Here is a 23,097-nt window from a genome sequence, read left to right as displayed (position 1 = left end):
TGGAGTGGAACGCCCAGACGGTCCGCACCGAGCCTCCGGCAGCGACTGCGGAGGAGCCCGAGCCGCTGCCGCCGCGCCGAGGTCTGCTGAGCCGCATCCAACGGGCCACCCTCGACCTCATCGTGGGCCCTCCGGTGATGGAACCCGTCGCCCCTGGTGCCGCGCCCGCGCCTGGCCCACCACCCCCACCCGGTACGCCGCCGCGTCCATCCGCCGCGGCGCCTCCTCCGCCTCCTCCGCCTCCTCCTCCTCCTCCTCCGCCACCTCCGCCGCCTCCGCCCCCGCCTCCGCTGCCCCCGCTGTCAGCGGATTCGGCACCGCCACCACCTCCTATGCCCCCGCCGCCTCCCATGCCCCCGCCACCTCCGCCACCACCCATGCCCGCGGTGCCTCCCGCTCCGGCGAGCAAGCTGGTGGCACCGATCGTCGAGGGCGACGGGAACCAGCCCGTCGAGGTGACGCCGCAGGCCGGACGTCCGCGGCCGGTTCCGGTGAAGCGGGCGGCGCCGACCGCTCGGCCGCGTCCGGGGGAACTGATCTGTGCGGAGTGCGGCGAAGGGAACTCCCCGGCGCGGAAGTTCTGCCGGCGGTGCGGCCACTCGCTGGCCGAGGCGGAGGTCGTCAAGCTCCGCTGGTGGCGACGGTTGCGCCGCAAGCCGCGCACGCTGGCAGCAGGCTCGCGTCCACGCCGTCCCGGTGACAACAAGGGACGTCAGGCGTTCCAGTCGACGCTACGACGGGCTCGGGCCGCGATCGGCATGCTGCTGCTGGCCTTCGCTCTGCTGGCCGGCTTCTACCCTCCGCTCCGCACCATGGTCGTTCAACAGGTCAGCACGGTGAAGCAGAAGGTCCAAGGCGTCGCCGAGACGGCGTTGACCCCGGTCCGGCCGGTCTCGGTACGAGGCCCGCAGGCCGGTGCCGACCACCCGGCCAAGGCGGCCTTCGACACCTTCACCAACACGTCCTGGGTCGTTGCCTGGGACAAGAACAAGGAGCCGGTCCTGACCGTCCAGCTCGACCACCCGGTGGCACTGCGCAGGGTGATCGTCAGCAACGGGGACTCCAAGAACTACGCGGCCTCGATCCGTCCGTCGACGCTCGTCTTCAAGTACTCCAACGAGAAGTCCGACATCGTCCAGCTGGCAGATCAGCCCGGACGGCAGGAGCTCACACTGGCCAACGCCATCGGGGTCAGCAGTTTCACGGTGACGGTCATCAACGTCTACCCGGCGCAGGACGCCAAGAACCTCGTACTGTCCGAGATCGAGTTGTTCGGCCTCGGCTGATCCTGACGGAGGAGCACGGATGAGAGGTACGCCGGGTGGTCTCGGTACGCCGTACCCGCTGGGACTGCTCCTGCCCGCGGTGTTCCAGGACGACGAGCTGCTGATGCGGTTCCTGGCCGCGGTCGACGAGGTGATCGCTCCGGCGATCGCCTCGCTGGACTGCCTGCCGGCGTACGTCGATCCCGCGCTCGCGCCGCCGGACTTCCTCGGCTGGCTGGCCGGCTGGGTCGGTACCGAGCTGGACGAGACCTGGAGCGTCGAGCTGCAGCGGGCGACGATCGCGCGGGCTGTCGAGCTGCACCGCGGCCGCGGAACCGTTGCCGGCTTGCGGCGCCAGCTCGAGCTGGCGACCGGTGGCGAGGTGGAGATCACCGACACCGGTGGTGTCGGCTGGTCCCTCGAACCGGTGGACGATCACAGCGGCTCGACGCCGGCCCGGCTGACGGTCGTGGTCCGTGACTCGGCGGTGAGCGCCGCCGTCGTGGAGGCCGTCGTCGAGGCCGTCAAGCCCGCGCACGTCGTGCACGAGGTCCGCGTGACGGGCGCGCTCAGCGGCGAGAGGTGAAGCCCGGCGGTTGGTAGCTGCCGGGGACGACCAGGAGGGGCGTCTGGGCTCGTACGGTCGTTCCTGTCACGCTCGCCACCACCGGCCAGGTACCGGCGCTGGTCTGCGGGAAGACCAGCATCTGCAGGGAGAACGTGCCGTCCGGCTTCGTGAGCACGGTCACCTGGGTGCGGCTGCCGGGAGTCGCGAAGGCGATCGAGATCGCCCGCCCGGGCGGGAAGTCTCGTCCGGTCACGGTCACCACGCGGTTCGGGCGGACCACCGCGGGACTCGCGACGAGGGTGGGCTGCCGAGCCTCGCTGCGGAGGGCGACCAGACGCCGGTACGTGGCATCAGTCGTCTCGATGCCGAGCACGCCGTCGCGCCGGCCGGCGCCTTGCGGCGTGGTCCTGAGCTGGATCGAGCAGGTGTCTCCCGGGGCCAGAACCGTGCCCGCACAGGTGGTTCCGGCCACCGAGAAGTCGCCGGTCGTGAAGCGGGGACCTTCGAGTACGGCGACCGCGGTGATCGTGATCGACGTGGTCGAGGCGTTCCGGACGGTCACGGGGCGCGGCGCCCGGGCGACCAGGACCGGCTCCGTCCCGCCGAAGAGCACCGGTTCCGGCGTCACCACCAGGCCGCCGCTCGGTGCGGCGGGTGGAGGCAGCGGCGGCTCGGCGGGCGGCCGGGTCGACGGCGTGGTCGGTGGCGGGGTCGGTGGTACTTCGCTGCCCTCGGCAACCAGCTGTGTCTCGGCGACGCCGCCTTCGGGCAGCTCGATCCGCAGCCGCGCCTCACGGTGCCCGCTCGCTCCTGGGGTGAACACCACCGCCACCTCGCAGGTCCCGGTCTGGTGCAGAACAGCGCCTGCGCAGTTCTCGGCACCTGACAACGCGAAGTCCTGCGCATCCGTACCGGTCAGCCGCACACCCCCGAGCCGTAGCGGCCCGAAGCCCGACTGGCGCAGGACGACCGTCCGGGACACCGAGTTGCCGAGGGCAACGGAGCCGAAGTCGGCGGCGTCACCTCGCAGGCCGGGACGAAACGCACGGGCGAAGACCGCGCCGGCACAACAGGGATCCGGGAGCAGGTCGTCGCCGTCTGAGGTGAAGGAGAGGACAGCGCCGTCGGCGGACAGCCGTGGCATCCTGCTCGGTCCTTTGGACGGACAGGCGAGCTCGTCGGCGTCGGAGATCGACGCGGGCGGAACAGCGCAGTCAGCGGCAGCGGCCGGCGACCCGAGTTCCCCGGCCAGCCGGGGCAGGGCCGACTTCGCTCGCTCGGCGTCGAGGGTCAGATCCCGCAGTACGACGGCGGTCCGGCCGGTGTCGCCGACGTCGCCGTGCAGGCCGGCGGCCGAGCTCTCGAAGGCGAGGTACCGGCCGTCGGCGGACAACGCCGGGGCACGGCCTTCGGCGGGTTCGCCGGTCGCGGTCGCCGACGCGATCGAGGTCGCGGTCGGTGCGCCGCCGGCCGGCCCGAGAGTGCCGTCGGCATCGGGATCGCGGTCGACCACGACCGTGACGACCGGACCGAGACCGGTGGGAGCCTGCTCGAAGGCGACGACTCTGCCCCCGTCGGAGATGACCGGGTGGCTGCCGCGTCCGGAGAACTCGCCGTCGGTCCCGGCATCGAGGCGCTCGGTCGTCGACGAGGTCAGGTCGAAGACCTGGACGGTCGAGAGCGGACCTGCGGGAACCGGGGTAGGTCTCGGCAGGAGAGCCGAGAACACGACGTACTGACCGTCGGCCGACACCTCGGGGCCTTCTCTCGTCCCCAGGGCTTCCGGGAGGTTCTGCAGCGGCCGGACGAACAGGTCGGGGTCGGGAGGGAACGGCCGGCCGGTGTCATCCTTGCCCAGCTTGGCGATGACGACATCGGCCGCCTGCGCGTCTTCGGCGGTCTCGCTCCAGGCGATCGTGCCGGCGTCGGCGGACAGGCTCGGTTCGGCCCCGGGAGGAGGGCGGCCTTCGAGCGGCATCACACCCACGTACACGTAGCCGTAGTCCATCAGCTCGTCCGGACGGAGCTCGTCGAACACGCCGTCCCCGTCAGGGTCGCGGTCGCAGACGAGGACGCGGCGGCCGGCGGGCCAATAGCCGTCCCGCAGGTTGTTCGCGGCACTGTCGAAGGCGACGTACCGGCCGTCGGCCGAGATCGACGGATGGAGGCTGTCGTCGTTGCCCTCCTCCTCCCGCAGCGCCGTGCCGCGCAGCGGTACCGACCGGCCTCGTGGGGCGACCCGCGAGGTCTGCGGCAGCGCCCGGCTGATCAGCACCGTGCGTCCGGGCGACTGCCGGTCCCGGACGTAGATGTTGACCGAACCGGGCCGCTCGGCCACGCCGGGGTCGAGGTGGGCGGCGGACTCGAACGCGACGTACCGGCCGTTGCCGGAGATGGCCGGAGAGCTCGCGGCCGCGGCGTCCCCGGCGTCGCCGCCGTCGGGCACCGACAGCACCTGGACGTCGGCGGGCGAGGCCTGGACGGCGGAGGGTACGACGGCACCGACGTTTATAGTTGCCGCTAGCAACATTCCCGTCAGTAGCAGAGTGCGCGTTCTTCGGTTCCGTCGGTCCACGGGATCCCCCTGCTCGGCTCGGGTCGAGCCTAGGAGCCCGTCCGTGGGGCCGGCTGCCCGATCGTGGTGCCCAACGAGCAGCCGGGCCTGCTTGATCGGGCAGCAAAGGCGTCGCGCTCGGTTAGCCGAGGACCGCTGCCCGGCCCCCGGGCGCCGGGCGACGCTGATCGGTATGGCAGCCACAGTGTCCTTGTCGGAAGACAACCTCGCGATCGTGCCCGGTGAGACCGGCCGGTGCGAAGTCGGCATCACGAACACGGGGAGCCTGGTCGACCAGTTCTCGGTCACGCTGGTCGGGGTTCCGAAGGACTGGGTGAGCATCGAACCGGCCACGATCAACCTGATGCCGGCCGCGACCGGTTCCGTCACCCTCGTCTTCGCGCCACCCAGGTCGCCGGAGCTGGTCGCCGGCCGGCACTCCTTCGGCGTCCGGGTGGCCTCCCGCGAGGAACCGGCGAGCTCGATCGTCGAGGAAGGCGCGGTCGAGGTCGCGCCGTTCCGGGAGATCGTCGCCGAACTTGTCCCCGGCAAGCGCCGGGCCCGTCGCCGGGCCACCTTCCGGCTCGCGGTGGACAACCTCGGCAACAGCGAGACCACCGTCGAGATCGCGCTCCGCGACCCCGAGGACGACCTGCGGCTGGAGACCGACCAGCCGCTGATCGTCACCGGGCCGGGAACGGCCACGATCGTCAAGGTCCGGGCCGTCCCGCACCGGCGCTTCCTGCGGGGTCAGCCGAAGACTCTGCCGTTCGAGGTCGTCACCACGGCTGCGGGGGACGAACCTGTCACGGCCAACGGTGTCGTTCTGCAGGAGCAGCTGATCCCGAAGTGGCTGCTGCCCGCGGCCGCGGCGCTCGTCGTACTGGCCGTGGCGATGGTGGGCGCCTGGTTCGCGCTGCTCAAGCCGGCCGTCGAGTCGGTGGCCACCGAGAAGACCGAGCAGCAGGTCGCCCGCGCCGAGACCGCGGCGTCCAAGGCCACCGTGGCCGCCGAGAAGGCCGGCGCGGCCGCGACGGTCGCGCAGAAGGCGGCCGGAATCACCCCGACGCCGGAGCCCGGGGCGCCTCAGGCCAGTACGCCGTCCCCACCGGGCGCCGGTACGCCGTCGCCGAAGCCGAGCGCGAAGCCGAGTCCCACCCCGGGCGCCGGTACGCCGAGCCCGACGGGCCCCGCGCCGGTGAGCTTCCGGGTGGCGACGACGGCCAAGGTCGTCACGGACGGATCGTTCACGGCGTTCACCTACTCGGCACCGGACAAGAAGAGCGTGAACATCGCCGACCTCGTCCTGCAGAACCCGCGGGGTGACACCGGCATCCTGCGGATCTCGATCGGGAAGGACATCGTGCTCGAGACCGGGCTCGCGAACTTCCGCGACCTCGACTACCACTACCTCGAGCCGCTGCACGCGGCGCCGGGACAGGCCGTCGTCGTGTCCGTGAGTTGCGCGGTCCCCGGCAGCGGCGCCGAGCGCTGCACGCCGTCGGTCTCCTTCTCGGGCCAGCTCGTCTGAGACCGGACGTGGTGTCAGATCATCCCCTCGCGCAGCGCGTAGGCGACGGCGTGCGACCGGTTGCGCAGCTGGTAACGCGTCGTGACGCCGTGCAGGACGTTCTTGACCGTCCGCGGCGAGTAGCTCAGCTGCCCGGCGATCTCGTCGGTGTCGAACCCCTCGGCGACCAGTCGCAGGATCGCGACCTCGCGAGCCGACAACCCGGCCAGCCGCAGACCGCGCGGTGTCAGGACGGCGTTCTGCATGTGGGAGACCTGCTTGAGCAGGCGGGTCAGCAGGTCGGGCGGCAGCTCGGCCTCGCCGGCCGCCGCCCGTTTCACCAGGTCGGTGAGCTTGGCCGGCGTCGCCTCGGGCCTGCGGATCAGCCCGCAGACCCCCGCCTCGATCACCGAGATCAGGTCGCCGTCGTTGAGCGACCCGACCACCAGGACGATCTTGTCGAGCCCGTGCCGCCGCAGGCCGGCGAGGATCTCGAGCGTCGGCGCGTCGGGGACCTCCGCCGCGACCACCGCGACCACTGCCTCGTCCAGGTGGTCGTCGGACACGACCCGCAGATCGGGTTCGAACCGGAGCTGGCTCTCCACCCCCGCCCGGGAGATCGGATCCGTCGAATAAGCGTAGACCGGAACACGTAGGCCCATCATTGCCTCCCCATCGGTGTACTGGGACAACGATGGGTGATCGACCGGTCACAGCGCCCTAGGGCCGATCCCTAGGCTCCCGTGGAACCCGGCGCGATTACAGTCCCGCTGACCTGCACCGATACCCTCTAGGCGTGACTGATCATGACCTGGTTCTCGTCGTCGACTTCGGTGCGCAGTACGCGCAGCTGATCGCCCGCCGGGTGCGCGAGGCGAAGGTGTACTCCGAGATCGTGCCGCACTCGATGGCCGTCGAGGAGATGCTGGAGCGCAAGCCGAAGGCGATCATCCTGTCCGGCGGGCCGCAGTCGGTGTACGCCGAGGGCGCGCCGCGGGTCGACTCGTCGCTGTTCGACGCCGGTGTCCCGGCGTTCGGGATCTGCTACGGGTTCCAGGCGATGGCGCAGACGCTGGGCGGCGACGTCCGCAGGACCGGGCTGCGCGAGTTCGGCCGGACGCCGGTCACGGTGGGCGACGCCGGCACGCTGCTGGCCGGGATCCCCGAGGACCTGAACGTCTGGATGTCGCACGGTGACGCCGTGCACGCGCCGCCGGCGGGCTTCGCCGTACTGGCTGCTTCGGGTGGTGCGCCGGTCGCGGCCTTCGAGGACCTGGACCGCAAGCTGGCCGGTGTCCAGTGGCACCCGGAGGTCCTGCACTCGCAGGCCGGGCAGGCCGTGCTGGAGCATTTCCTGTACGACATCGCGGGCTGCACCGGCGACTGGACGACCAGCAACGTCGTGGACGAGCAGGTCGAGCTGATCCGCCGGCAGGTCGGTGACAAGCAGGTGCTGTGCGCGCTGTCCGGTGGAGTCGACTCCGCGGTCGCCGCTGCTCTGGTGAGCAAGGCGATCGGTGACCAGCTGACCTGTGTGTACGTCGACCACGGGCTGCAGCGCGCCGGTGAGTCCGACCAGATCGAGAAGGACTTCGTCGCCGCGACGGGGACCCGGCTGGAGATGGTCGAAGCGGAGGACCAGTTCCTGACCGCGCTGGCCGGCGTCACCGACCCGGAGCAGAAGCGCAAGATCATCGGCCGGGAGTTCATCCGGACCTTCGAGGCGACCGCCCGCAAGCTGGACGCCGAGCGGCACATCGAGTTCCTGGTCCAGGGCACGCTCTACCCGGACGTCGTCGAGTCCGGCGGCGGTACGGGCGCGGCGAACATCAAGTCGCACCACAACGTCGGCGGACTGCCGGACGACCTGCAGTTCTCGCTGATCGAGCCGCTGCGCACGCTGTTCAAGGACGAGGTCCGCGAGCTCGGCGTCGCCCTCGGGCTGCCCGAGACGATGGTCTACCGGCACCCGTTCCCGGGCCCGGGCCTGGGCATCCGGATCGTCGGCGAGGTCACCAAGGACCGGCTGGAGATCCTCCGCGCCGCCGACCTGATCGCCCGCACCGAACTGACCGCCGCCGGCCTCGACCGCGACATCTGGCAGTTCCCGGTCGTGCTGCTCGCGGACGTCCGCTCGGTCGGCGTCCAGGGCGACGGCCGCACGTACGGCCACCCGGTCGTCCTCCGCCCGGTCACCAGCGAGGACGCCATGACCGCCGACTGGGCCCGCCTCCCGTACGAGGTCCTCGAAAAGATCTCCACCCGCATCACCAACGAGGTCGACGAGATCAACCGAGTAACCCTCGACATCACCAGCAAGCCCCCCGGCACCATCGAGTGGGAGTAGTTCGCTAGAAGGTGACCCGCGCTGCCACGGCGCGGGCACACTCCAGCGAGTCCGTCTTCCCCGTATCAACCTCCAGGTCGTAGTACACGCCTTCGTGCACAATCTCCGCCTGGAGTTCTGCCATACCTGCTGTGCGGTCTCCGCGGGCGAGCTCTCGGGCAGCAGCGATCTCCGGTGCACACCGGACGCCGACCCAGAGCACATTCAAACCGTCGAGCTGAGCCCGCACCCGCGCTTGGGACTGCGCGCCGCTGAGGAACACGTCGTCCAGCACGACCCGCGCCCCCGCGCACACCATCGCCGCCACCCCGGCCATCCACGCCGTCTCCAGCGTCCGGAACCCGTCGCCGACCGACACCTCGCCCTGGTCACCGAACCCGATCCCCGCCCCGCCGTCCACCAGCGCCGGCGGCATCGCGTCGACCAGGTCGTCGACGCTCAGACTCAGCCACGGATCCGGAAGCACCTTCTGCAGCTCGCGCGCGAGCCGGGACTTCCCCGAGCTCGACCCACCGTTCAGCACGATCACCCGCGGGCCTTCGATCGACGTCATCCGGCCACGCTAACCGCGGCCGGGTCCTCCCCGCCGCCGGTTTACCGGTACGACGCGACCTCGAGCTTCACCGGGCGGTTCTCGCCGGCCGGCACGTCGATCTGTGCGGCGAAGTACTTCGTCCACCCAGCCGGTACGACGAAGTCGGTCACCGTGATCGTGCCGACGCACGGCACCTGGAGCGCACCGGGCACCGGGTCGCCCGGCGGCAACGGCGGCGGGTTGATCGGACCGTTGAACGGTTCGAGCGACACCGCCAGCGTCACCGGGTCGGGCCCGGTGGCAGTCGGGCAGAGCGAGCGGACCCGCACCAGGTCGTCGGCCCGCAGTCCGTCGAGGCCCAGGTAGAGACCATGCGGTGAGGCCTCGGGCTCGCGGTGCACCCGCGGGTCGTTCAGCAGGTGCTGGTCGCCGACCTGCGTGGGGGTCTCGCCGAGCGAGCCCGGCGGGGTGTCCGCCGCGACCGGACCGGCCGGGGCCACGTCGTTGCCCGACCACAGGTCGACCGCGCCGAACGCTCCGGCCGCGACCACCGCCGTACAGGCGACAGCTGCCGCGACCTGTGTGCGCTGGCGTCGACGGCCGCGCTTGCGGATGACGGCGACCGGGTCGTCGGGGGAGGCGACCGGCCGGCCGGCCTCCTTGAGCAGGGTGCGTAGTTCGTCGGTGTTCATCGGGTCTCCGTGGTCTCTTGGGAGGCGAGATCGACGCGCAGCTTGGTCAGCGCCCGGTGGGTCTGGCTCTTCACCGTCCCGATCGAGCAGCCCAGTACGTCGGCCGTCTCGGCCTCGGACAGGTCTTCGAAGTACCGCAGGACAACGGCAGCGCACATCCGCTTCGGCAGCCGCCGCAGCGCCTGCATCAGGTCGGAGTGCTCGACCAGGCGCAGCGAACCCCCGTACGCCGTGGGCGCGACCGCGGCGGTGAGGTCGTCGGTCGGCACCTCCTTGCCGCCCCGCCGCCGGCGCCACCATTCGGTGTGGGTGTTGACCATCACCCGGCGCACGTACGCCGTCGGGTCCTCGGCCCGCACCGTGCGCCAGGCCAGCCAGCACCTGGTCAGCGTGGTCTGGACCAGGTCCTCGGCCAGCCCGCGGTCCTGCGTGAGCAGGTAGGCCAGGCCCAGCAACGCGCCGTACCGGGCAGCCACGTAGGCCTCGAAATCGGCGCGGGTGCTGCCCTCTGCCACCCGAACCTCCAGCTCCGAAACCTCAGTGTCAGCCTGCATACCGAACAAGAGGCAGCTTCGCCCGCGATGGTTGCATCCCGCGCCGAACGGCAGCTGGTGATAGTTTGACACTTAGTGTCAGAGTTCTGGAAGGGAGATCCCGATGCAGGGCGCGATGAGTGAGCAGCGACGAGCGCGACTGCACCTGGAGATCTCCCGCGCGGCCTCGAAGCTGTTCTGGGAGCAGGGCGTCGCGGCGACCACCGGCGAGCAGATCGCCGACGCCGTCGGCCTGTCGGTCCGCACACTGTGGCGGCACGTCCGGAACAAGGAGAGCTGTGCCGAGCCGATCGTCGCGCACAGCTGGACCTGGTGCCTGACCGTGCTGCGCCGCTGGCCTGCTGAGCTGTCGCTGGAGGAGCACCTGGTGGCCGAGCGGGCGCGGTACCAGCCGGGGCCGGAAGAGGCGGCGGACAACCTGGCCGCGGCCAGGATGATCGTGCTGAGCGCCACCGAGCCGGCGATTCGCGGCGCGTGGTTGCTCGCCTGTGAGCAGTTCGAGCGCGATCTGCTGCCGGTGGTCGCCGGCAGGATGCGCCGCCCGGCCGACGACCCCGACCTGCGGGTGCACGCGGCCGCGGTCGCTGCCGTGGTGCGGGTGATCAGCGAGGAGGTGCTGGCCGACGTACTGGCCGGTGCCGACCGTGCCCGAATGGACGACCCCTACCCGCGGATGGCCCGTGCCGTCGGCGCGGCCACCGGTTTCGCGATCGGTGACCCGGTCGACGACTGACCAGTCCGCCACACACGCCGCCGCCCCGTCGGTGGCAGAGGAGGAATTTTCGTGCGAATCGTTGGTGCGACCGCGGCCCTGGCGGCCCTGATCCTCGTGCCCGGAGTGTCGGCCGCAGCGCCCGGTACGCCGAGCGCGCCGGTGAAGAGCCCGCTCACCTGGGGTGCCTGCCCCGCCTTCGACCCACCGACCGTGTCGAAGCCGGAGTGCGCGACGCTCGAGGTGCCACTGGACTACAGCCACCCCGACGGCGCGAAGATCCAGCTCGCGATCTCCCGGCTGGCCAGTCCGCACCCGGACAAGCGCCGCGGCATCCTGCTGACCAATTCCGGCGGTCCCGGCGGCGAGGGGCTTCGCTTCCCGGCCGACATCGCGGACGGCGGCGGTACCAAGCTGGCGATGCCGCAGAGCGTGCGGGACAGCTACGACATCATCGGCATCGACCCGCGCGGCGTCGGGCACAGCACGCCCGTCACGTGCGACCTGACGCCGGCGCAGCAGACCTCCAACATCCCGCCGTACGCGCGCAACGCGGCCGACGTCGCGCAGCAGGCCAAGGTGTCGCGGCAGGTCGCCAAGCAGTGTGGAGCCTCCAAGACCGCCGCGCTGCTGCCGCACATCACCACCGCGAACACCGCCCGCGACCTCGACCAGGTCCGCGCCGCGCTCGGTGAGGCGAAGGCGTCGTACCTCGGCATCTCGTACGGGACCTATCTCGGCGCGGTCTACACGACGCTGTTCCCGCGGACCACCGACCGCGTCCTGCTCGACAGCTCGGCGAGCCCGGGCGGGTGGGACTACGACTTCCAGCGGCGGATCGCTCGTGGCTTCTCCGACCGGTTCCCGGACTTCGCCAAGTACGCCGCCGCGCACCCGGAGTACGGGCTGGGCAGCACGCCCGCGCAGGTGACCAAGAAGTACTACGCGATGGCCGCGGCGCTCGACAAGACCACGACGTCGGGAAGCCCTGACGGCGCGCTGTTCCGGCAAGCGACGCTCAGCCAGCTGTACTACGACAAGAACTTCCCGGCCCTCGCCGAGCTCTGGAAGAGCATCAACGCCGGGACCGTGCCCGCAACAAGGGCTGCCGCTGCTGCCAGTGACAACTACCTCGCCAGCCAGCTGCACGTGATCTGCAACGACTCCCGCTGGCCGAGGTCGGTCCTCACCTACCAGCTCGGCGTCGCCGTCGACCGCATCCGCTACCCGATGTTCGGCGCCGCCTCGGCGAACATCTCCGCCTGCGCGTTCTGGCCGCGGCAGTCCGAGCCGCAGGTCCGCATCACCGACCACGGCCCGTCCAACGTCCTGATCGTCCAGAACCAGCGCGACCCGATCACCCCGCTCGCCGGCGCCCGCCTGATGCGCTACGCCCTCGGCGACCGGGCCCGCCTGGTCACCGCCGACCAGGGCGGCCACCTGTCCTACCTGTTCAAGTCCAACCAGTGCCTGAACGACACAGCCACCAATTTCCTTGCCACCGGCAACCGCCCCCACCACGACCTCAACTGCCAGGCCTGAGACTCAGGCCTGGCTCAAGCGGGCCTCCAGTTGGTCCGCCTCCTGGGGGCGGTTCAGTTGGCGGAGGCGGTCGGCCAGGAGGTAGCCGGTGCGGTGGTAGTGGGGGTGGCTGGTGGGCAGGGTGTTGAAGATCTGCTCCAGCGCGGTCGTGTCGGTGGTGGCGTGTTCGGCCAGCAGGAGTTGGGCGTTGAGGTGCTGGTCCTCGTAGCCGCCGCGTTCGTAGGCCTCTGCGGCGCGGGCGGCTTCGGCTACCAGCACTTCCACCTCGCCCTGCTGCAGGGCGAGGATGGCCCGGTCCCAGTGGATTCCTGCCTGCTGAAAGAGCACCTGCTCGTCCGCTGACGGCAGCGGCTCCAGCACGGGCTGGACGCGGTCCAGCAGCTCACGGACCTGGGCGAAGTCACCGGTGTACCGCGCCGACTGTGCAGCAAGCCGCAGGGCCTGGACGTACTCGAGCGGCTGCTCAGCGGCCTCGAAGTACGCCGCAGCAGCCGCGAACACGTCAACAGCCTCCTCGTCGCGGTTGAGGCGCTCGAGCAGGTTGCCCTCGTCCTGCTTGGTCTGCGCAAGCCAGTACGGGTGCGCGTCGTCCGGCGCCTCCGCCAGCAGCGCCCGCACCTGTGTCAGCGCGGACTCCAGCTCACCCAGCGCCCGGTACGCATCAGTCAGTACGCCGCGTACGTCGCGGAACAGACCGGACAGCTCCGGGTCCCGCAGCGCGGGCAGCGCCTCCTCAGCGGTCTCCGCCGCCTCCAGCGCGCGACCGCTGAACAGGTAGGCCTTGGCGAGCTCCAGCCGGCAGATCGCCACGTGGACCTCGGCATCCGGCGTACCGATGGCCAGCGCGATCGCCTCCTCCAGGTCCCCGATCGCCTCGGCCGGTCGCTGCAGGGCGAGCCTGATCCACCCGCGCTGGCGGTAGGCGAACGAGCGCGGCATCTGCTCGCGGGTCGCCGTCCCAGCGGTCGCAGCCTCTTCGGCCTCGTCCAGCCGCTCCAGCTGCAGCAGCAGGTTGCACTGCAGGATCCCAGCACCCGATTGGAGATCAGTGTCCGTGTCCGGCCGGGTCCGGAGCACCGACAGCTCGGCCAGCGCCTCCTCACTGCGATCGGCCTGGGCGAGCATCGTCGCCAGCGAGTACTGCCACCCACCACGCCGCCGCGGCTCGTCCACTTCGATCAGCTGCCGCAGCGGCGCCTCACCGGTCGCCAGGCCCTCGTCCAGCTGCCCGGCGTCGCACAGGACCCGGCCGATCCGGCCGCGGTCGCGCAGTACCCGGATCTCCTCGCCCAGCTCCGCGTAGACGCTCAGTGCCTCCCGCCACGACTCCAGCGCGAGCTCGACCTCTTGGTTGTCCGAGGCAACCAGTCCGCGTCCGTCGAGCACCCGCGCCTGGTCCAGCGGCGTACGGTCGCCCTCCGGCACCTCCTGCTCGAACGCCGCCCACGCAGCGACGGCCTCCGGACGACGGTCCGTCTGCCAAGCCTCTTCGGCCCGGTCGAGCCAGCCCCGGCCGGCTCCCTCCGGCAGCGGCGCCTCCGGAACAGCCGGCGGCGCGACCTGCGCTCGCTGGTGAGCCTTGCGAGCCGTCTCCGACAGCGGCAGGTACTCGACCCAGGGCTCAGCAGCCAGCACCGCCCGGATGTTGTCGCTCTGCCGCGTCGTGCCGTTCCGCGCGTCGAACTGCGCCGCCAGGTCCAGCGCCTGCTGGGCCAGCTCCTCGGCGAGCTGCCCGGACTCGGCGTCCTCCTTCGCGGACCGGCGGATCCGCAGATCCACCCGGCTCAGCGCGTGCGACGCGGCGGCCGCGAAGTCCATGGCGGCCAGCGGGCTGGGGGAGTCGGCCAGGTCCGGCAGGTGCCGCTCGATCAGCTCGACGGCGCGCGGCAGGTTCCCGGTGCGGGCGCAGAAGCGGATGTGGTCGGAGTACGCGCTCAGCTCGCCGGGCTGGTTGCGCAGGATCCGGTACGCCCGCCGGTGCGCGTCGACGGCCTCGGCGTACATGCCCTCGGCAACGTAGGCGGGCAGCAGCGTGGTCAGCATCTGCTGCGGCTGCTCGTTGCAGGTCAGCTGCCCGTCCAGTACGCCGACCGACAGCGCGACCGCCTCGGCGGTCTGCCCGGTGGTCGTCAGGTGCAGCACCTTGCTCGTCGGGTCGCAGCCGATGCAGTCCGACAGGTCGTCGCGCGGTGCGGTCGACCAGAGCCGGAACTGCTCGGCCGCCGTCTCGTCGTCACCGATGTGCGCCGCCACCTGCCAGCGGTGCTGGTGCACGGCGTGCGGACTGTGCCCACCGACCCGCCAGCGCCGCTCCATGTCGTCCAGTACGGCGTGCGTCCGGTCCAGCGGCACCTCGGGGAACTTGGTCAGCGTGCTCGGCGCGTACTTGAAGCACCACAGGAACAGGTGCGAGTGCTCCTGGTACTTGGCCGGGTCGGCGTCCCAGTCCGCCACGCAGCGCGCGAACGGCACCAGCGACTTCCGCGGCTCCCCACCCATCACGTACGCCGTGACCAGGTTGAGCCGGGAGAAGAACGCCAGCTCCTCGGCCTCGGCGGCGTCGGCCCGCCGGACCACGTCCTCCAGCATCGCGGCCCGCGCCTTGCCGTACGGCGTGAGCTGGGCCTGGTGCAGGCGGTCGACCAGGTCGTCTGTCATCGCGTCGGGTCCTCCGAGGTAGGAACGGCCTGGTCGAGCAGGCCGAGGAACGACCGGTTCACGAGAGCGGAGTCCGCCGGGCCGATCGGGTGGTAGCCGAGCATCAGCGCATGCCCATAGAGGCCTTCGACGGCCAGCTTGGCGAGCTCCGGGTCGGCCAGCGCGGCCATCCGTCGTACTAGAGGGCTGCGGTGGTTCAGCACGAGCTGGGGGCGGCTGTCGTCGTTGGTGTCGAGTGCGCCGAGCACCTCCGACCAGAGCGCGTCCGTGCGCTCCCTGGTGGCGCGCAGCTCACTGGCGAACTGGGCCGACCGGTCCACCAGGTAGATGGCCGACAGCGACGCCGGGTCGAAGGAGCGGACCACCACCTCGCAGCCGACCGAGTCCAGCGCCTCCTGGGCCAGCTGGACGAACGGGCGCAGCTCCAGCTCGGTCCGCGGGTCCAGACCGTCGAAGCTGGTGCTCAGCTCGGTCGGGTCGAACCTGGTGGTGACCAGCTCCGGTACGACGTCGGGCAGGCGGTGCAGCAGCTCCGCGTCGTAGGTGTAGCCGGCGTTGACGATGGTCAGGTCCTGCGCCGAGGCGACCGCCGCGAGCTGACGGAACTCTTCGATCGTCCCGACGTACCGGATGTCGCCCTTGCGTTCCTGCAGCTCGGCGGCGGTCATCCGGCCGTGGTTGGTCTCGAACCGGAGCCAGCGGTGCACCAGCCGGAGCATCTCGTCGTCGTGCAGCGCCAGGGCCTTCACACCGAGCTGGTGGATCCCGAGGAACCGGTCCAGCTTCTGCGGGTCGGTGCTGCCGAGCCGGACCATCCAGCCGCGCAACTGCTCGCCGAGCGCCTCCCGGGCGGTCTCCAGGTGGCCGTCGTCGAACAGGGCCTCCCGGCTCGCCGTCGGACGCAGCTCGGAGGTGTCGATCACGGCGCGGACGAAGAACGCCCAGTCGGGCAGCAGCCCTTCGACGCCTTCGGCCAGCAGCATCCGCTTCAGGTAGACGCGGTGGGTCGCGCGCTCGGCCGGGTTCGCCGCGAAGGGCAGCACGAACGCGACGCCGGTCAGGCCGGCGGCCGGGTTGTTCAGCGGGATCACGTCGAACGGCGTGAAGCCCAGGTGGTCCTGCGCGTAGCCGACCAGGTCGGCCCGGCCGTTGCCCTCCCAGGGCGCGACACCGTCGGTGACCCGCTCGCCGTTGACCGTGATCTCCAGCGGCAGCAGGGCGCCGAAGAGCTTGACCAGCTCGATCACCGTCGCGGTCTTGAACCACTGCTCGGCACCGCGGCGGGCCTGCAGCGTCACCGTCGTACCGACCGCGTCCCTCGGCGCGGTCTCGGTGATCGTGTAGCGGCCGTCCGCCGTACCGTTCCAGCCGGTGGTCGGGCCGTCGGCCGGGCGGGTCACCACCTCGATCTCGTCGGCCACCATGAACGCCGACAGCAGCCCGATCCCGAACTGCCCGAGGAACTCGGTCCGCGCGAACCCGATCTCGTCCCGCTTCGAGCTCCGCCCGATCGTCGCCAGCAGCTCCCGCACCTCGTCCGGCCGCAGCCCGATCCCGGTGTCGCTGACGCTCAGCCGCTGCCCGTCCACGGCGATGCCGATCACACCCGGCGCCGCCGCGTCCACGGCCCGCCGCGCGGTCACCGCGTCCACGGCGTTCTGCAGCAGCTCCCGCAGGTAGACCCGCGGACTGCTGTACAGGTGATGACTCAGCAGGTCGACGACACCCTGCAGATCCACCCGGAAGTTCTCGCTACCCATTGCCCCTCCGCCTCAAAGCTGCCCAAACGCTACGGCATGGGTGGTTCGGCTAGGCGCTCGCGGCGATGCCGTTCAGGAGGTGGTCGAGGCCGAAGCGGTAGGCCTTGGCGCTGACCTCGCGCGTGCCGTCGCCGTACGACGAACCGCTGCCGTCGCCGTCGTTCCAGACGGCGGTCATCGTCGGGTACCGCTCGACGTCGAAGTAGTTCTCCCAGAGGCCGCCGCGCTCGTGCCACCAGGCGTCGTGGGTCTGGCCGGTGGAGCGTTCGATCAGGTCGCTCTCGGCCTCGCCGCCGGCGGCCGAGTCGACGTACGTCGCGATCGCCAGGGCGGCGAGGTTCGCGCGGGCCGGCGGCAGGCCCAGCGCGAACATGGTGGACAGCAGGTACTCGCGGGCCGCCAGCATGCCGGGGCCGACCGGCGGGCGGATCGTGGAGACCCGGGCCAGCCAGGGGTGCCGGGAGTAGAGGGCGCGGGTCTCGTCGGAGTACAGCTCGACCTGCGCACGCCAGTCGGCCGGGCGGTCCTCGCCGGGAGCGGGCAGGTGCCGTTCGAGCAGAACCTGGTCGATCATCAGGTCGAGCAGCTCCTCCTTGGACGGCACGTAGGTGTAGAGCGTCATCGTGCCGACGCCGAGGGCCTTGGCGACGTTGCCCATCGAAGCGGCGGCGATCCCGCGCTCGTCGGCCAGCGCGACCGCGGTGTCGACCACGGTGTCCAGCTGCAGGGTCGGCCTGCGGCCGCGGGCCTTCTCCTGGGTCGGCCGGGTCTTGCGCCAGAGCAACGCGAGCGTGCGAGCGGCCGGACCGCCGCCGCTGTGCCGCACCGTCATCCCGCACCTCGTTTCCGTCGCCGCATCCTATGAGGTGCTTTTATCGTATACCCTACGAGAATTGCTTCCGAGGTGTTGGGACTGGGGACATGACGATCTTGGTGACGGGCGCGACGGGCAGTGTCGGGCGGTTGCTCGTGGACGAGTTGGTGGCGGCGGGAGTGCCGGGGGTGCGGGCGCTGACCAACAATCCGGCGAAGGCGGCGCTGCCGTCCGCCGTCGAGGTGGCGGTCGGCTACCTGGGCAAGCCCGCGACGCTGCCCGCGGCGCTGGAGGGAGTCGACACGGTGTACCTCGCACCGCTGCCGGCGTACGTGGAGGAGTTCGTGACGGCGGCGCAGAAGGCCGGCGTACGGCGAGTGGTCGTGCTGTCGGGGGAACCCGCCGAGTACGAGGCGACGGGGGATCCGGAGAGCTGGCACTACTACAAGGTCGAGCGCGCGATCGAGGACGGCGGCTTCGAGTGGGTGCACCTGCGGCCGGGGCAGTTCATGAACAACACGCTCGACTGGGCGGCGTCGATCAAGGCCGAGGGCGTCGTGCGCGGCCCGTACGCCGAGGCGGTGCAGCTGCCGATCGACCTCCGTGACATCGCGGCGATGGCGAGCGTCGTACTGCAGGACGAGAGCTACACCGGGCAGAAGCTCTCGATGAGCGGGCCGGAGCAGCTGACGCAGCCGCAGGAGGTCGCGATGATCGGGGAGGCGCTCGGGCGGGAACTGCGGTTCGAGGAGCTGACGCACGAGGAAGCCGTCGCCGCGTGGGCGCCGTTCATGGGGGCCGAGACGGCCGAGTGGCTGGTGGACGGCTTCCGGATGATGGCCGAGTACGCCGCCGAGCCGTCGCCGGTGGTGCGGGAGGTGACCGGGCGGTCGGCCAAGCCCTACCGGGAGTGGGCCCGGGACAACGTGGCGGCGTTCCGGACGTGATTTGAAAGCTGGGCGAACATGTGTTCGACTGTACTCCATGAGATGGGCGGGGCAGCAGCTCGACGCGGAGGTTCCCGGGACGTTGCCGGGGCTGGGCTCGATCGCGGGCCTGGTCCGGTCGGTGACGACGCCGGAGTTCCAGGGCGTCACGTTCCACGAGGTGCTCGCGCGGTCGGCGCTGAACTCGGTGCCGGGGTCGGGGCTGCCGTTCAACTGGACGGTGAATCCGTACCGCGGCTGCACCCATGCCTGCCGGTACTGCTTCGCCCGGCCGACGCACAAGTACCTCGAGCTGGACGAGGGGCTGGACTTCGACCGGCAGATCGTGGTGAAGACCAACGTCGCCGACGTCCTGCGGCGGGAGCTGGCCCGGCCGTCCTGGGGTGGTGAACAAGTTGCCCTCGGCACCAATACGGACCCGTACCAGCGGGCCGAGGGGCGGTACCGGTTGCTGCCCGGGATCATCTCGGCGCTGGCCGAGTCGGGTACGCCGCTGTCGATCCTGACCAAGGGGACGCTGCTCCGCCGCGACCTGCCGCTGCTGCAGGAAGCGGCCGAGCAGGTCCCGGTCGGGATCGGTGTCTCCTTGGCGCTGGCCGACGAAGAGCTCCGCCGGCGACTCGAGCCCGGCGTACCGTCCGTCCGCGGGCGCCTCGACCTGATCCGCGCGGTCCGCGAGGCGGACCTCCCGTGCGGTGTGATGGTCGCGCCGGTGCTCCCATGGCTGACCGACTCCGCCGACCACCTCGACCACCTGTTCGGCCAGCTGGCCTCCGCCGGTGCGACTGGCGTCACCACTCTCGTCCTCCACCTCCGGCCCGGCGTCAAACCGTGGTTCATGAAGTGGCTGGCCGAGGACCACCCCGACCTGGTCAAACGCTACGAGTCCCTCTACGCCCACGGCCCCAACGCCGCCCCCAGCTACCGCAACGCCTTCGAGTCAAAGGTCCGCCCCCTACTGGAGAAGCACGGCTTCGGTACGTCGTCGCACCGCAACACCAACAACGTCGTCGAAGCCTCCGGTCAAGGCTCCTTCTCCGGCTGGGGCGAGCCCACCGCCCGCTTCCGCTCACGCCGCTCCAGCCCAGCCCCCTTCAACACCTCCACCACCCACCGCCACCGCCCTGCTCCCGTCCCGGCCACGATCCCCGAGCCAGACCAGCAGCCGCTGTTCTAAGCGATGCCGCTGTCCCCGGCCTTTCTCCCAACCTCTGGTGCACCCAGGGTGGGTGAGTGCACGAGGCCGGCCGCAGGTGGTGGCGTTGGCCTGCCCTGATCGGCCCAGTTCACCCATCGCCGCAAGGGCTGCCCCGCGCCAACGCGCGCGACCACCCCGCGCGGGCACAGCGGACACCACCGCGCACGGGCACAGCGGTGCCGTCACCTGTGACCACCCCAGCGCCGCCCGCGGCCATCGGTGCACCACCGCGCGCGCAGCGCGGCACCACCACCTGCACCACAGCCGCGACTCCATCGCAGCCACGCCGCCCCGGCCCGGCCCCGGCCCGGAGCCGCCCCGCGCAGCGCCAGGCAGCTCCGCGCGTGGGTCACCCCGCCCGAGCCAATACGCCGCCCGCCCCGCCCCCGCCCCCCGCCCCGCCCCGCCCGGCCCCGCTGGACCGGCCCCGGCTGGACCGGCCAGGCCCTGCCCTGGCCCGCGCGAGCATCAGGCGGCTCCTCGTGCGGGCCACCCCGCACGAGGGGATACGCCGGCCCGGCCCGCCTCGCCCCAGCCCCGCCCGCCTTGGCCCGCTCGTCTCGGCCCCCTCGCCCCGCCCCGCTCGCCCTGCTCGGGCCGGGCCCGGCCAGGCCGTGCCCTGCCCCGCGCGAGCGCCAGCAGTTCCGCGTGCGGGTCACCGCCGCCCGAGCCGATACGCCGCCCGCGGCCTTCGGTGCACCATCGCGCGCGCAGCGCGGCACCACCACCCTGCGACCACAGCTGCGGCTCCATCGCCGCCACGTCGCCCCAGCTCGGCGCCGCGCCGCCTCGCTCCGCCCAGCGCCGGGGCGGGTCCGCGCGCGGGGCACCCCGCCCGAGCCGATACGCTGACCAACTCCGGCCCGGTCAGCCCCACCGCGCCCAGCGCCAGGCAGGTCCGCAGGCGGCTCATCCCGCCCGAGCCGATACGCCAGCCACGCCCGGCTCGGTCAGCGCCTACCGAGGCGACTGCTGACGCCTATTTCCACGACTGCCGCGTTGTACCGCGCCAGTCGTGGAAAACGGAGGCAGTTGCCGCGGCCCACCGCGCCCAGCGCCGGGCAGGTCGGTGTGCGGCTCATCCCGCCCGAGCCGATACGCCGACCCGACCCGACCCGACCCGACCCGACCCGCGCCTCGCCCCGGCCAGGCTCGGCTGCCTCGCCCCGCTCCGCCCCGCTCCGGCCAAGCCCTGCCCTGCCCCGCCCCGCGCGAGCGCCAGGCAGCTCCCACCCCGTCCGAGCCGATACGCCGGCCCCGCCCCGGCCTCGGCGCGGCCCGGTGGCCCCGCCTCGCGCCGGCCAGGCGGCTGCGCGCGCTGGGCCCTTCTGTTTCAAGCCACCTTGTGCACCGGTCAGCTAGATTTCGTGTCGATCTGTGGCTGGGTGGTGCTCAAAGTCGTTTCCTGCAAGGGGGAGTGGGATCTTGTGCACCGGTCGGCTGGGATCTGTAGCGGTGGGTGCTGGGTGGTGCTCGAGGTCCTGTCCCCGTGGGATGCGCCGGTCGGCTTGGCTACTGGCGGAGGGTGAGAACCTCTGGACCGTCTTCCGTGATGGCGACCGTGTGTTCGGCGTGAGCTCCGCGGGTGCCGTCGGCGGAGCGGAGGGTCCAGCCGTCGGAGTCGATGACGTAGGTGGAGCCGGGGCCGTGCCAGAACCAGGGTTCGATGGCGAGGACGTGACCGGGGCGAAGCTTCAGGCCCCGGCCGGGGCGGCCGCCGTTGGGGATGTGGGGTTCCTCGTGCATACGACGGCCGATGCCGTGGCCGCCGAAGTCGAGGTTGGTGCCGATGCCGGCTTCCAGGCCGACGACTCCGATGGCCGCGCCGACGTCACCCAGACGAGCACCCGGTACGGCGGCCGCGATGCCTGCGGCGAGGGCTCGTTCGGTGGTCGCGATCAGCGCGAGGTCCTCGGCGCGCGGCGTACCGACGACGAAGCTGGTCGCGGAATCGGCGCACCAGCCGTCGATCGACGCGCCGCAGTCGACGTTGAGCAGGTCGCCGTCCGCCAGGCGTTGGCCCGTCGGCAGGCCGTGCAGGACGCCGTCGTTGACCGACGTACAGATGACGCCGCTGAACGGCAAGGTCGCGAAGCCGGGCTGGTACCCGTCGAAGAGCGAGACCGCGCCGGCAGCGCGCAGGACGTCCCGGGCGACCTCGTCCAGCTCGAGCAGGGAGACACCGACGGCTGCGGCCTTCTTCACGGTGGTGAGAGCCGACGCGACCACCTGTCCGGCCGCGTGCATCGCCTCGATCTCGGCCGGTGTCTTCAGGTCCACCATCGGCTGCTTCTTCCTCCACGGCATCGGAAACCCCACGGGATAGTTATACCGGGAATCAACCTTTCCGCCCGCCACGTCGTCTCTCCAGCTGTCCACCTGTCCACGGGTGGGGACCTGGGGGCAGGAAATGCGTGGTTGGCGTGTCGTGGTGTTGGGGTTGCTGCTGGCTGTGGTCGGCGGCTGCGCGGATGTTCCCGGCACTGCGGACGTCGCACCGACCGACTCCGGCTCAGGCCCAGGCGTTCAACCGCCGCACGGCGTGCAAGAGATCATCCTGGTCGCGACCGGCGACGTCCTGCTCCACGAGCGCCTGTGGACCACCGCCCGCCAGGACGGCCGCAACGGTCAGTGGGACTTCGCGCCCCTGCTCAGCGGCGTCAAACCCCTGGTGCAGAACGCCGATCTCGCCGTCTGCCACCTCGAGACACCGATCGGTACGCCGTACTCCGGTTACCCGCTCTTCCAAGGCCCGCCGCAGATCGCCCCGGCGCTGAAGCGGACCGGGTACGACGTGTGCTCGACCGCCAGCAACCACAGCTTCGACCAAGGGGCCGCAGGCATCGACCGGACCCTGCGGACCCTCGACCCGGCCCGGATCGAGACGATGGCCCGCGCGGCGCGCGACGCCGGCGCGCAGATCGTCGTGGTCAGCTGCCACTGAGGCGACGAGTACTCGAGCTCGGTGAACCAGGACCAGCGCACGGTCGCCGCCGACTTGCTTGCCGACAGCAACATCGATCTGATCCTCGGCCACCACGCGCACGTCGTCCAGCCGATCCAGCAGCTCAACGGCAAGTGGGTCGTCTACGGTCTCGGCAACCTGGTCGCCGCGCACCGGACGCCGAACGCCCCCAAGTCCGAGGGTCTGCTGGTCAGGTTCAGCTTCCGGCGCGAGGGCGACCGCTGGACCGCGGCGGCACCGCGGTACGCACCGCTGCTGGTGACCGACACCCTTCCGGTCCGCGTGCTCGACGTACGCCGTGAGCTGGCCAAGCCCGACTTGTCCGGCAGCAAACGCCGCCGGTTGGAGCTGTCCGAGCGCCGGACGACCGAGACGGTCGAGCAGCTGACCTCGGCGCCGAAGGCGTTGTAGCGGCCGGAAAACCCTTTGAGCACAAGGCCCCGATGGCTCTAGGCTCGCCCGCATGATTACATACT

19 protein-coding genes and 1 pseudogene are annotated in these 23,097 nt (G+C 71.4%); 10 read left to right on the top strand and 10 right to left on the bottom strand.

The window, feature by feature from the left end:
* Positions 1-117: 117 nt before the first annotated feature.
* Entirely contained in the window at positions 118-318 is a 201-nt protein-coding gene (locus tag ACLQ2O_RS24245) for a hypothetical protein (RefSeq protein WP_425835133.1), read from the bottom strand.
* A gap of 59 nt (positions 319-377) precedes the next feature.
* Here ACLQ2O_RS24245 and ACLQ2O_RS24240 point away from each other — a divergent pair, with 59 nt between their 5' ends.
* Positions 378-1,286 (top strand): zinc ribbon domain-containing protein, encoded by a 909-nt coding sequence (locus ACLQ2O_RS24240; RefSeq protein WP_425835132.1) that lies wholly within the window; start codon positions 378-380, stop codon positions 1,284-1,286.
* 19 nt (positions 1,287-1,305) lie between these two features.
* On the top strand, positions 1,306-1,851 hold the full coding sequence (locus ACLQ2O_RS24235) for a phage tail protein I (protein ID WP_425835130.1): 546 nt from the start codon (positions 1,306-1,308) through the stop codon (positions 1,849-1,851).
* Here the strand turns inward: ACLQ2O_RS24235 and ACLQ2O_RS24230 are convergent.
* Complete coding sequence (locus ACLQ2O_RS24230) at positions 1,835-4,363, bottom strand: choice-of-anchor D domain-containing protein (protein ID WP_425835128.1); 2,529 nt, start codon at positions 4,361-4,363, stop codon at positions 1,835-1,837. The two genes, ACLQ2O_RS24235 and ACLQ2O_RS24230, sit on opposite strands and share 17 nt — an antisense overlap.
* A 217-nt stretch (positions 4,364-4,580) precedes the next feature.
* Between ACLQ2O_RS24230 and ACLQ2O_RS24225 the strand changes: the two genes are divergently transcribed.
* Positions 4,581-5,918, top strand: a complete 1,338-nt coding sequence (locus tag ACLQ2O_RS24225) for a hypothetical protein (RefSeq protein WP_425835126.1) — start codon at positions 4,581-4,583, stop codon at positions 5,916-5,918.
* Between the two features lie 14 nt (positions 5,919-5,932).
* On the opposite strand, the gene ACLQ2O_RS24220 is transcribed toward ACLQ2O_RS24225, so the two are convergent.
* Complete coding sequence (locus ACLQ2O_RS24220; protein ID WP_425835124.1) at positions 5,933-6,559, bottom strand: LuxR C-terminal-related transcriptional regulator; 627 nt, start codon at positions 6,557-6,559, stop codon at positions 5,933-5,935.
* 134 nt (positions 6,560-6,693) lie between these two features.
* On the opposite strand from ACLQ2O_RS24220, the gene guaA reads away from it, so the two are divergent.
* Entirely contained in the window at positions 6,694-8,244 is a 1,551-nt protein-coding gene (guaA, locus tag ACLQ2O_RS24215) for a glutamine-hydrolyzing GMP synthase (RefSeq protein ID WP_425835122.1), read from the top strand.
* A gap of 4 nt (positions 8,245-8,248) precedes the next feature.
* On the opposite strand, the gene cpt is transcribed toward guaA, so the two are convergent.
* Genes cpt through ACLQ2O_RS24200 form a run of 3 tightly spaced genes read right to left on the bottom strand, consistent with a single transcriptional unit; the run spans position 8,249 to position 9,986 of the window.
* Entirely contained in the window at positions 8,249-8,797 is a 549-nt protein-coding gene (gene cpt / locus ACLQ2O_RS24210) for a chloramphenicol phosphotransferase CPT (protein WP_425835120.1), read from the bottom strand.
* A gap of 41 nt (positions 8,798-8,838) precedes the next feature.
* Positions 8,839-9,471, bottom strand: a complete 633-nt coding sequence (locus ACLQ2O_RS24205) for a hypothetical protein (protein WP_425835118.1) — start codon at positions 9,469-9,471, stop codon at positions 8,839-8,841.
* Positions 9,468-9,986 (bottom strand): SigE family RNA polymerase sigma factor, encoded by a 519-nt coding sequence (locus ACLQ2O_RS24200; protein ID WP_425835116.1) that lies wholly within the window; start codon positions 9,984-9,986, stop codon positions 9,468-9,470. Before ACLQ2O_RS24200 ends, ACLQ2O_RS24205 begins: the two co-directional genes overlap by 4 nt.
* A gap of 154 nt (positions 9,987-10,140) precedes the next feature.
* Here ACLQ2O_RS24200 and ACLQ2O_RS24195 point away from each other — a divergent pair, with 154 nt between their 5' ends.
* On the top strand, positions 10,141-10,758 hold the full coding sequence (locus tag ACLQ2O_RS24195; RefSeq protein ID WP_425835114.1) for a TetR/AcrR family transcriptional regulator: 618 nt from the start codon (positions 10,141-10,143) through the stop codon (positions 10,756-10,758).
* Positions 10,759-10,809: 51 nt separating this feature from the next.
* Positions 10,810-12,279 carry an alpha/beta hydrolase gene (locus tag ACLQ2O_RS24190; protein WP_425835112.1) on the top strand — a complete coding sequence of 490 codons (1,470 nt, stop codon included), beginning with the start codon at positions 10,810-10,812 and terminating at the stop codon, positions 12,277-12,279.
* A gap of 3 nt (positions 12,280-12,282) precedes the next feature.
* Here ACLQ2O_RS24190 and ACLQ2O_RS24185 read toward each other — a convergent pair whose 3' ends face one another.
* The 3 genes from ACLQ2O_RS24185 to ACLQ2O_RS24175 are packed head-to-tail and all read right to left on the bottom strand — an operon-like array spanning position 12,283 to position 17,529.
* Complete coding sequence (locus ACLQ2O_RS24185) at positions 12,283-14,937, bottom strand: hypothetical protein (protein ID WP_425835110.1); 2,655 nt, start codon at positions 14,935-14,937, stop codon at positions 12,283-12,285.
* Positions 14,934-16,697, bottom strand: coding sequence for an HSP90 family protein (locus tag ACLQ2O_RS24180; RefSeq protein WP_425835108.1), 1,764 nt, complete (start codon positions 16,695-16,697; stop codon positions 14,934-14,936). The genes ACLQ2O_RS24185 and ACLQ2O_RS24180 overlap by 4 nt, the downstream gene beginning before the upstream one ends.
* A gap of 49 nt (positions 16,698-16,746) precedes the next feature.
* A complete protein-coding gene (locus tag ACLQ2O_RS24175) occupies positions 16,747-17,529 on the bottom strand; it encodes a TetR/AcrR family transcriptional regulator (RefSeq protein ID WP_425835106.1) in 783 nt (260 codons plus the stop codon).
* Positions 17,530-17,618: 89 nt separating this feature from the next.
* Between ACLQ2O_RS24175 and ACLQ2O_RS24170 the strand changes: the two genes are divergently transcribed.
* Both ACLQ2O_RS24170 and ACLQ2O_RS24165 read left to right on the top strand, forming a co-directional pair.
* Positions 17,619-18,458, top strand: coding sequence for an NAD(P)H-binding protein (locus tag ACLQ2O_RS24170; protein ID WP_425835104.1), 840 nt, complete (start codon positions 17,619-17,621; stop codon positions 18,456-18,458).
* A gap of 37 nt (positions 18,459-18,495) precedes the next feature.
* A complete protein-coding gene (locus tag ACLQ2O_RS24165; RefSeq protein ID WP_425835102.1) occupies positions 18,496-19,635 on the top strand; it encodes an Rv2578c family radical SAM protein in 1,140 nt (379 codons plus the stop codon).
* Positions 19,636-21,168: 1,533 nt separating this feature from the next.
* Here the strand turns inward: ACLQ2O_RS24165 and map are convergent.
* Entirely contained in the window at positions 21,169-21,939 is a 771-nt protein-coding gene (gene map / locus ACLQ2O_RS24160) for a type I methionyl aminopeptidase (protein ID WP_425835100.1), read from the bottom strand.
* A gap of 127 nt (positions 21,940-22,066) precedes the next feature.
* Here map and ACLQ2O_RS24155 point away from each other — a divergent pair, with 127 nt between their 5' ends.
* Entirely contained in the window at positions 22,067-22,600 is a 534-nt protein-coding gene (locus ACLQ2O_RS24155; RefSeq protein WP_425835099.1) for a CapA family protein, read from the top strand.
* A 12-nt stretch (positions 22,601-22,612) separates the two neighbouring features.
* Positions 22,613-23,032: pseudogene (locus tag ACLQ2O_RS24150) on the top strand (CapA family protein); the annotation flags it as partial.
* Positions 23,033-23,097: the final 65 nt, after the last annotated feature.

The organism is Kribbella sp. DT2, assembly GCF_049844575.1.
Lineage (GTDB): Bacteria > Actinomycetota > Actinomycetes > Propionibacteriales > Kribbellaceae > Kribbella.
This window is presented reverse-complemented; position numbering and strand designations above follow the sequence as displayed.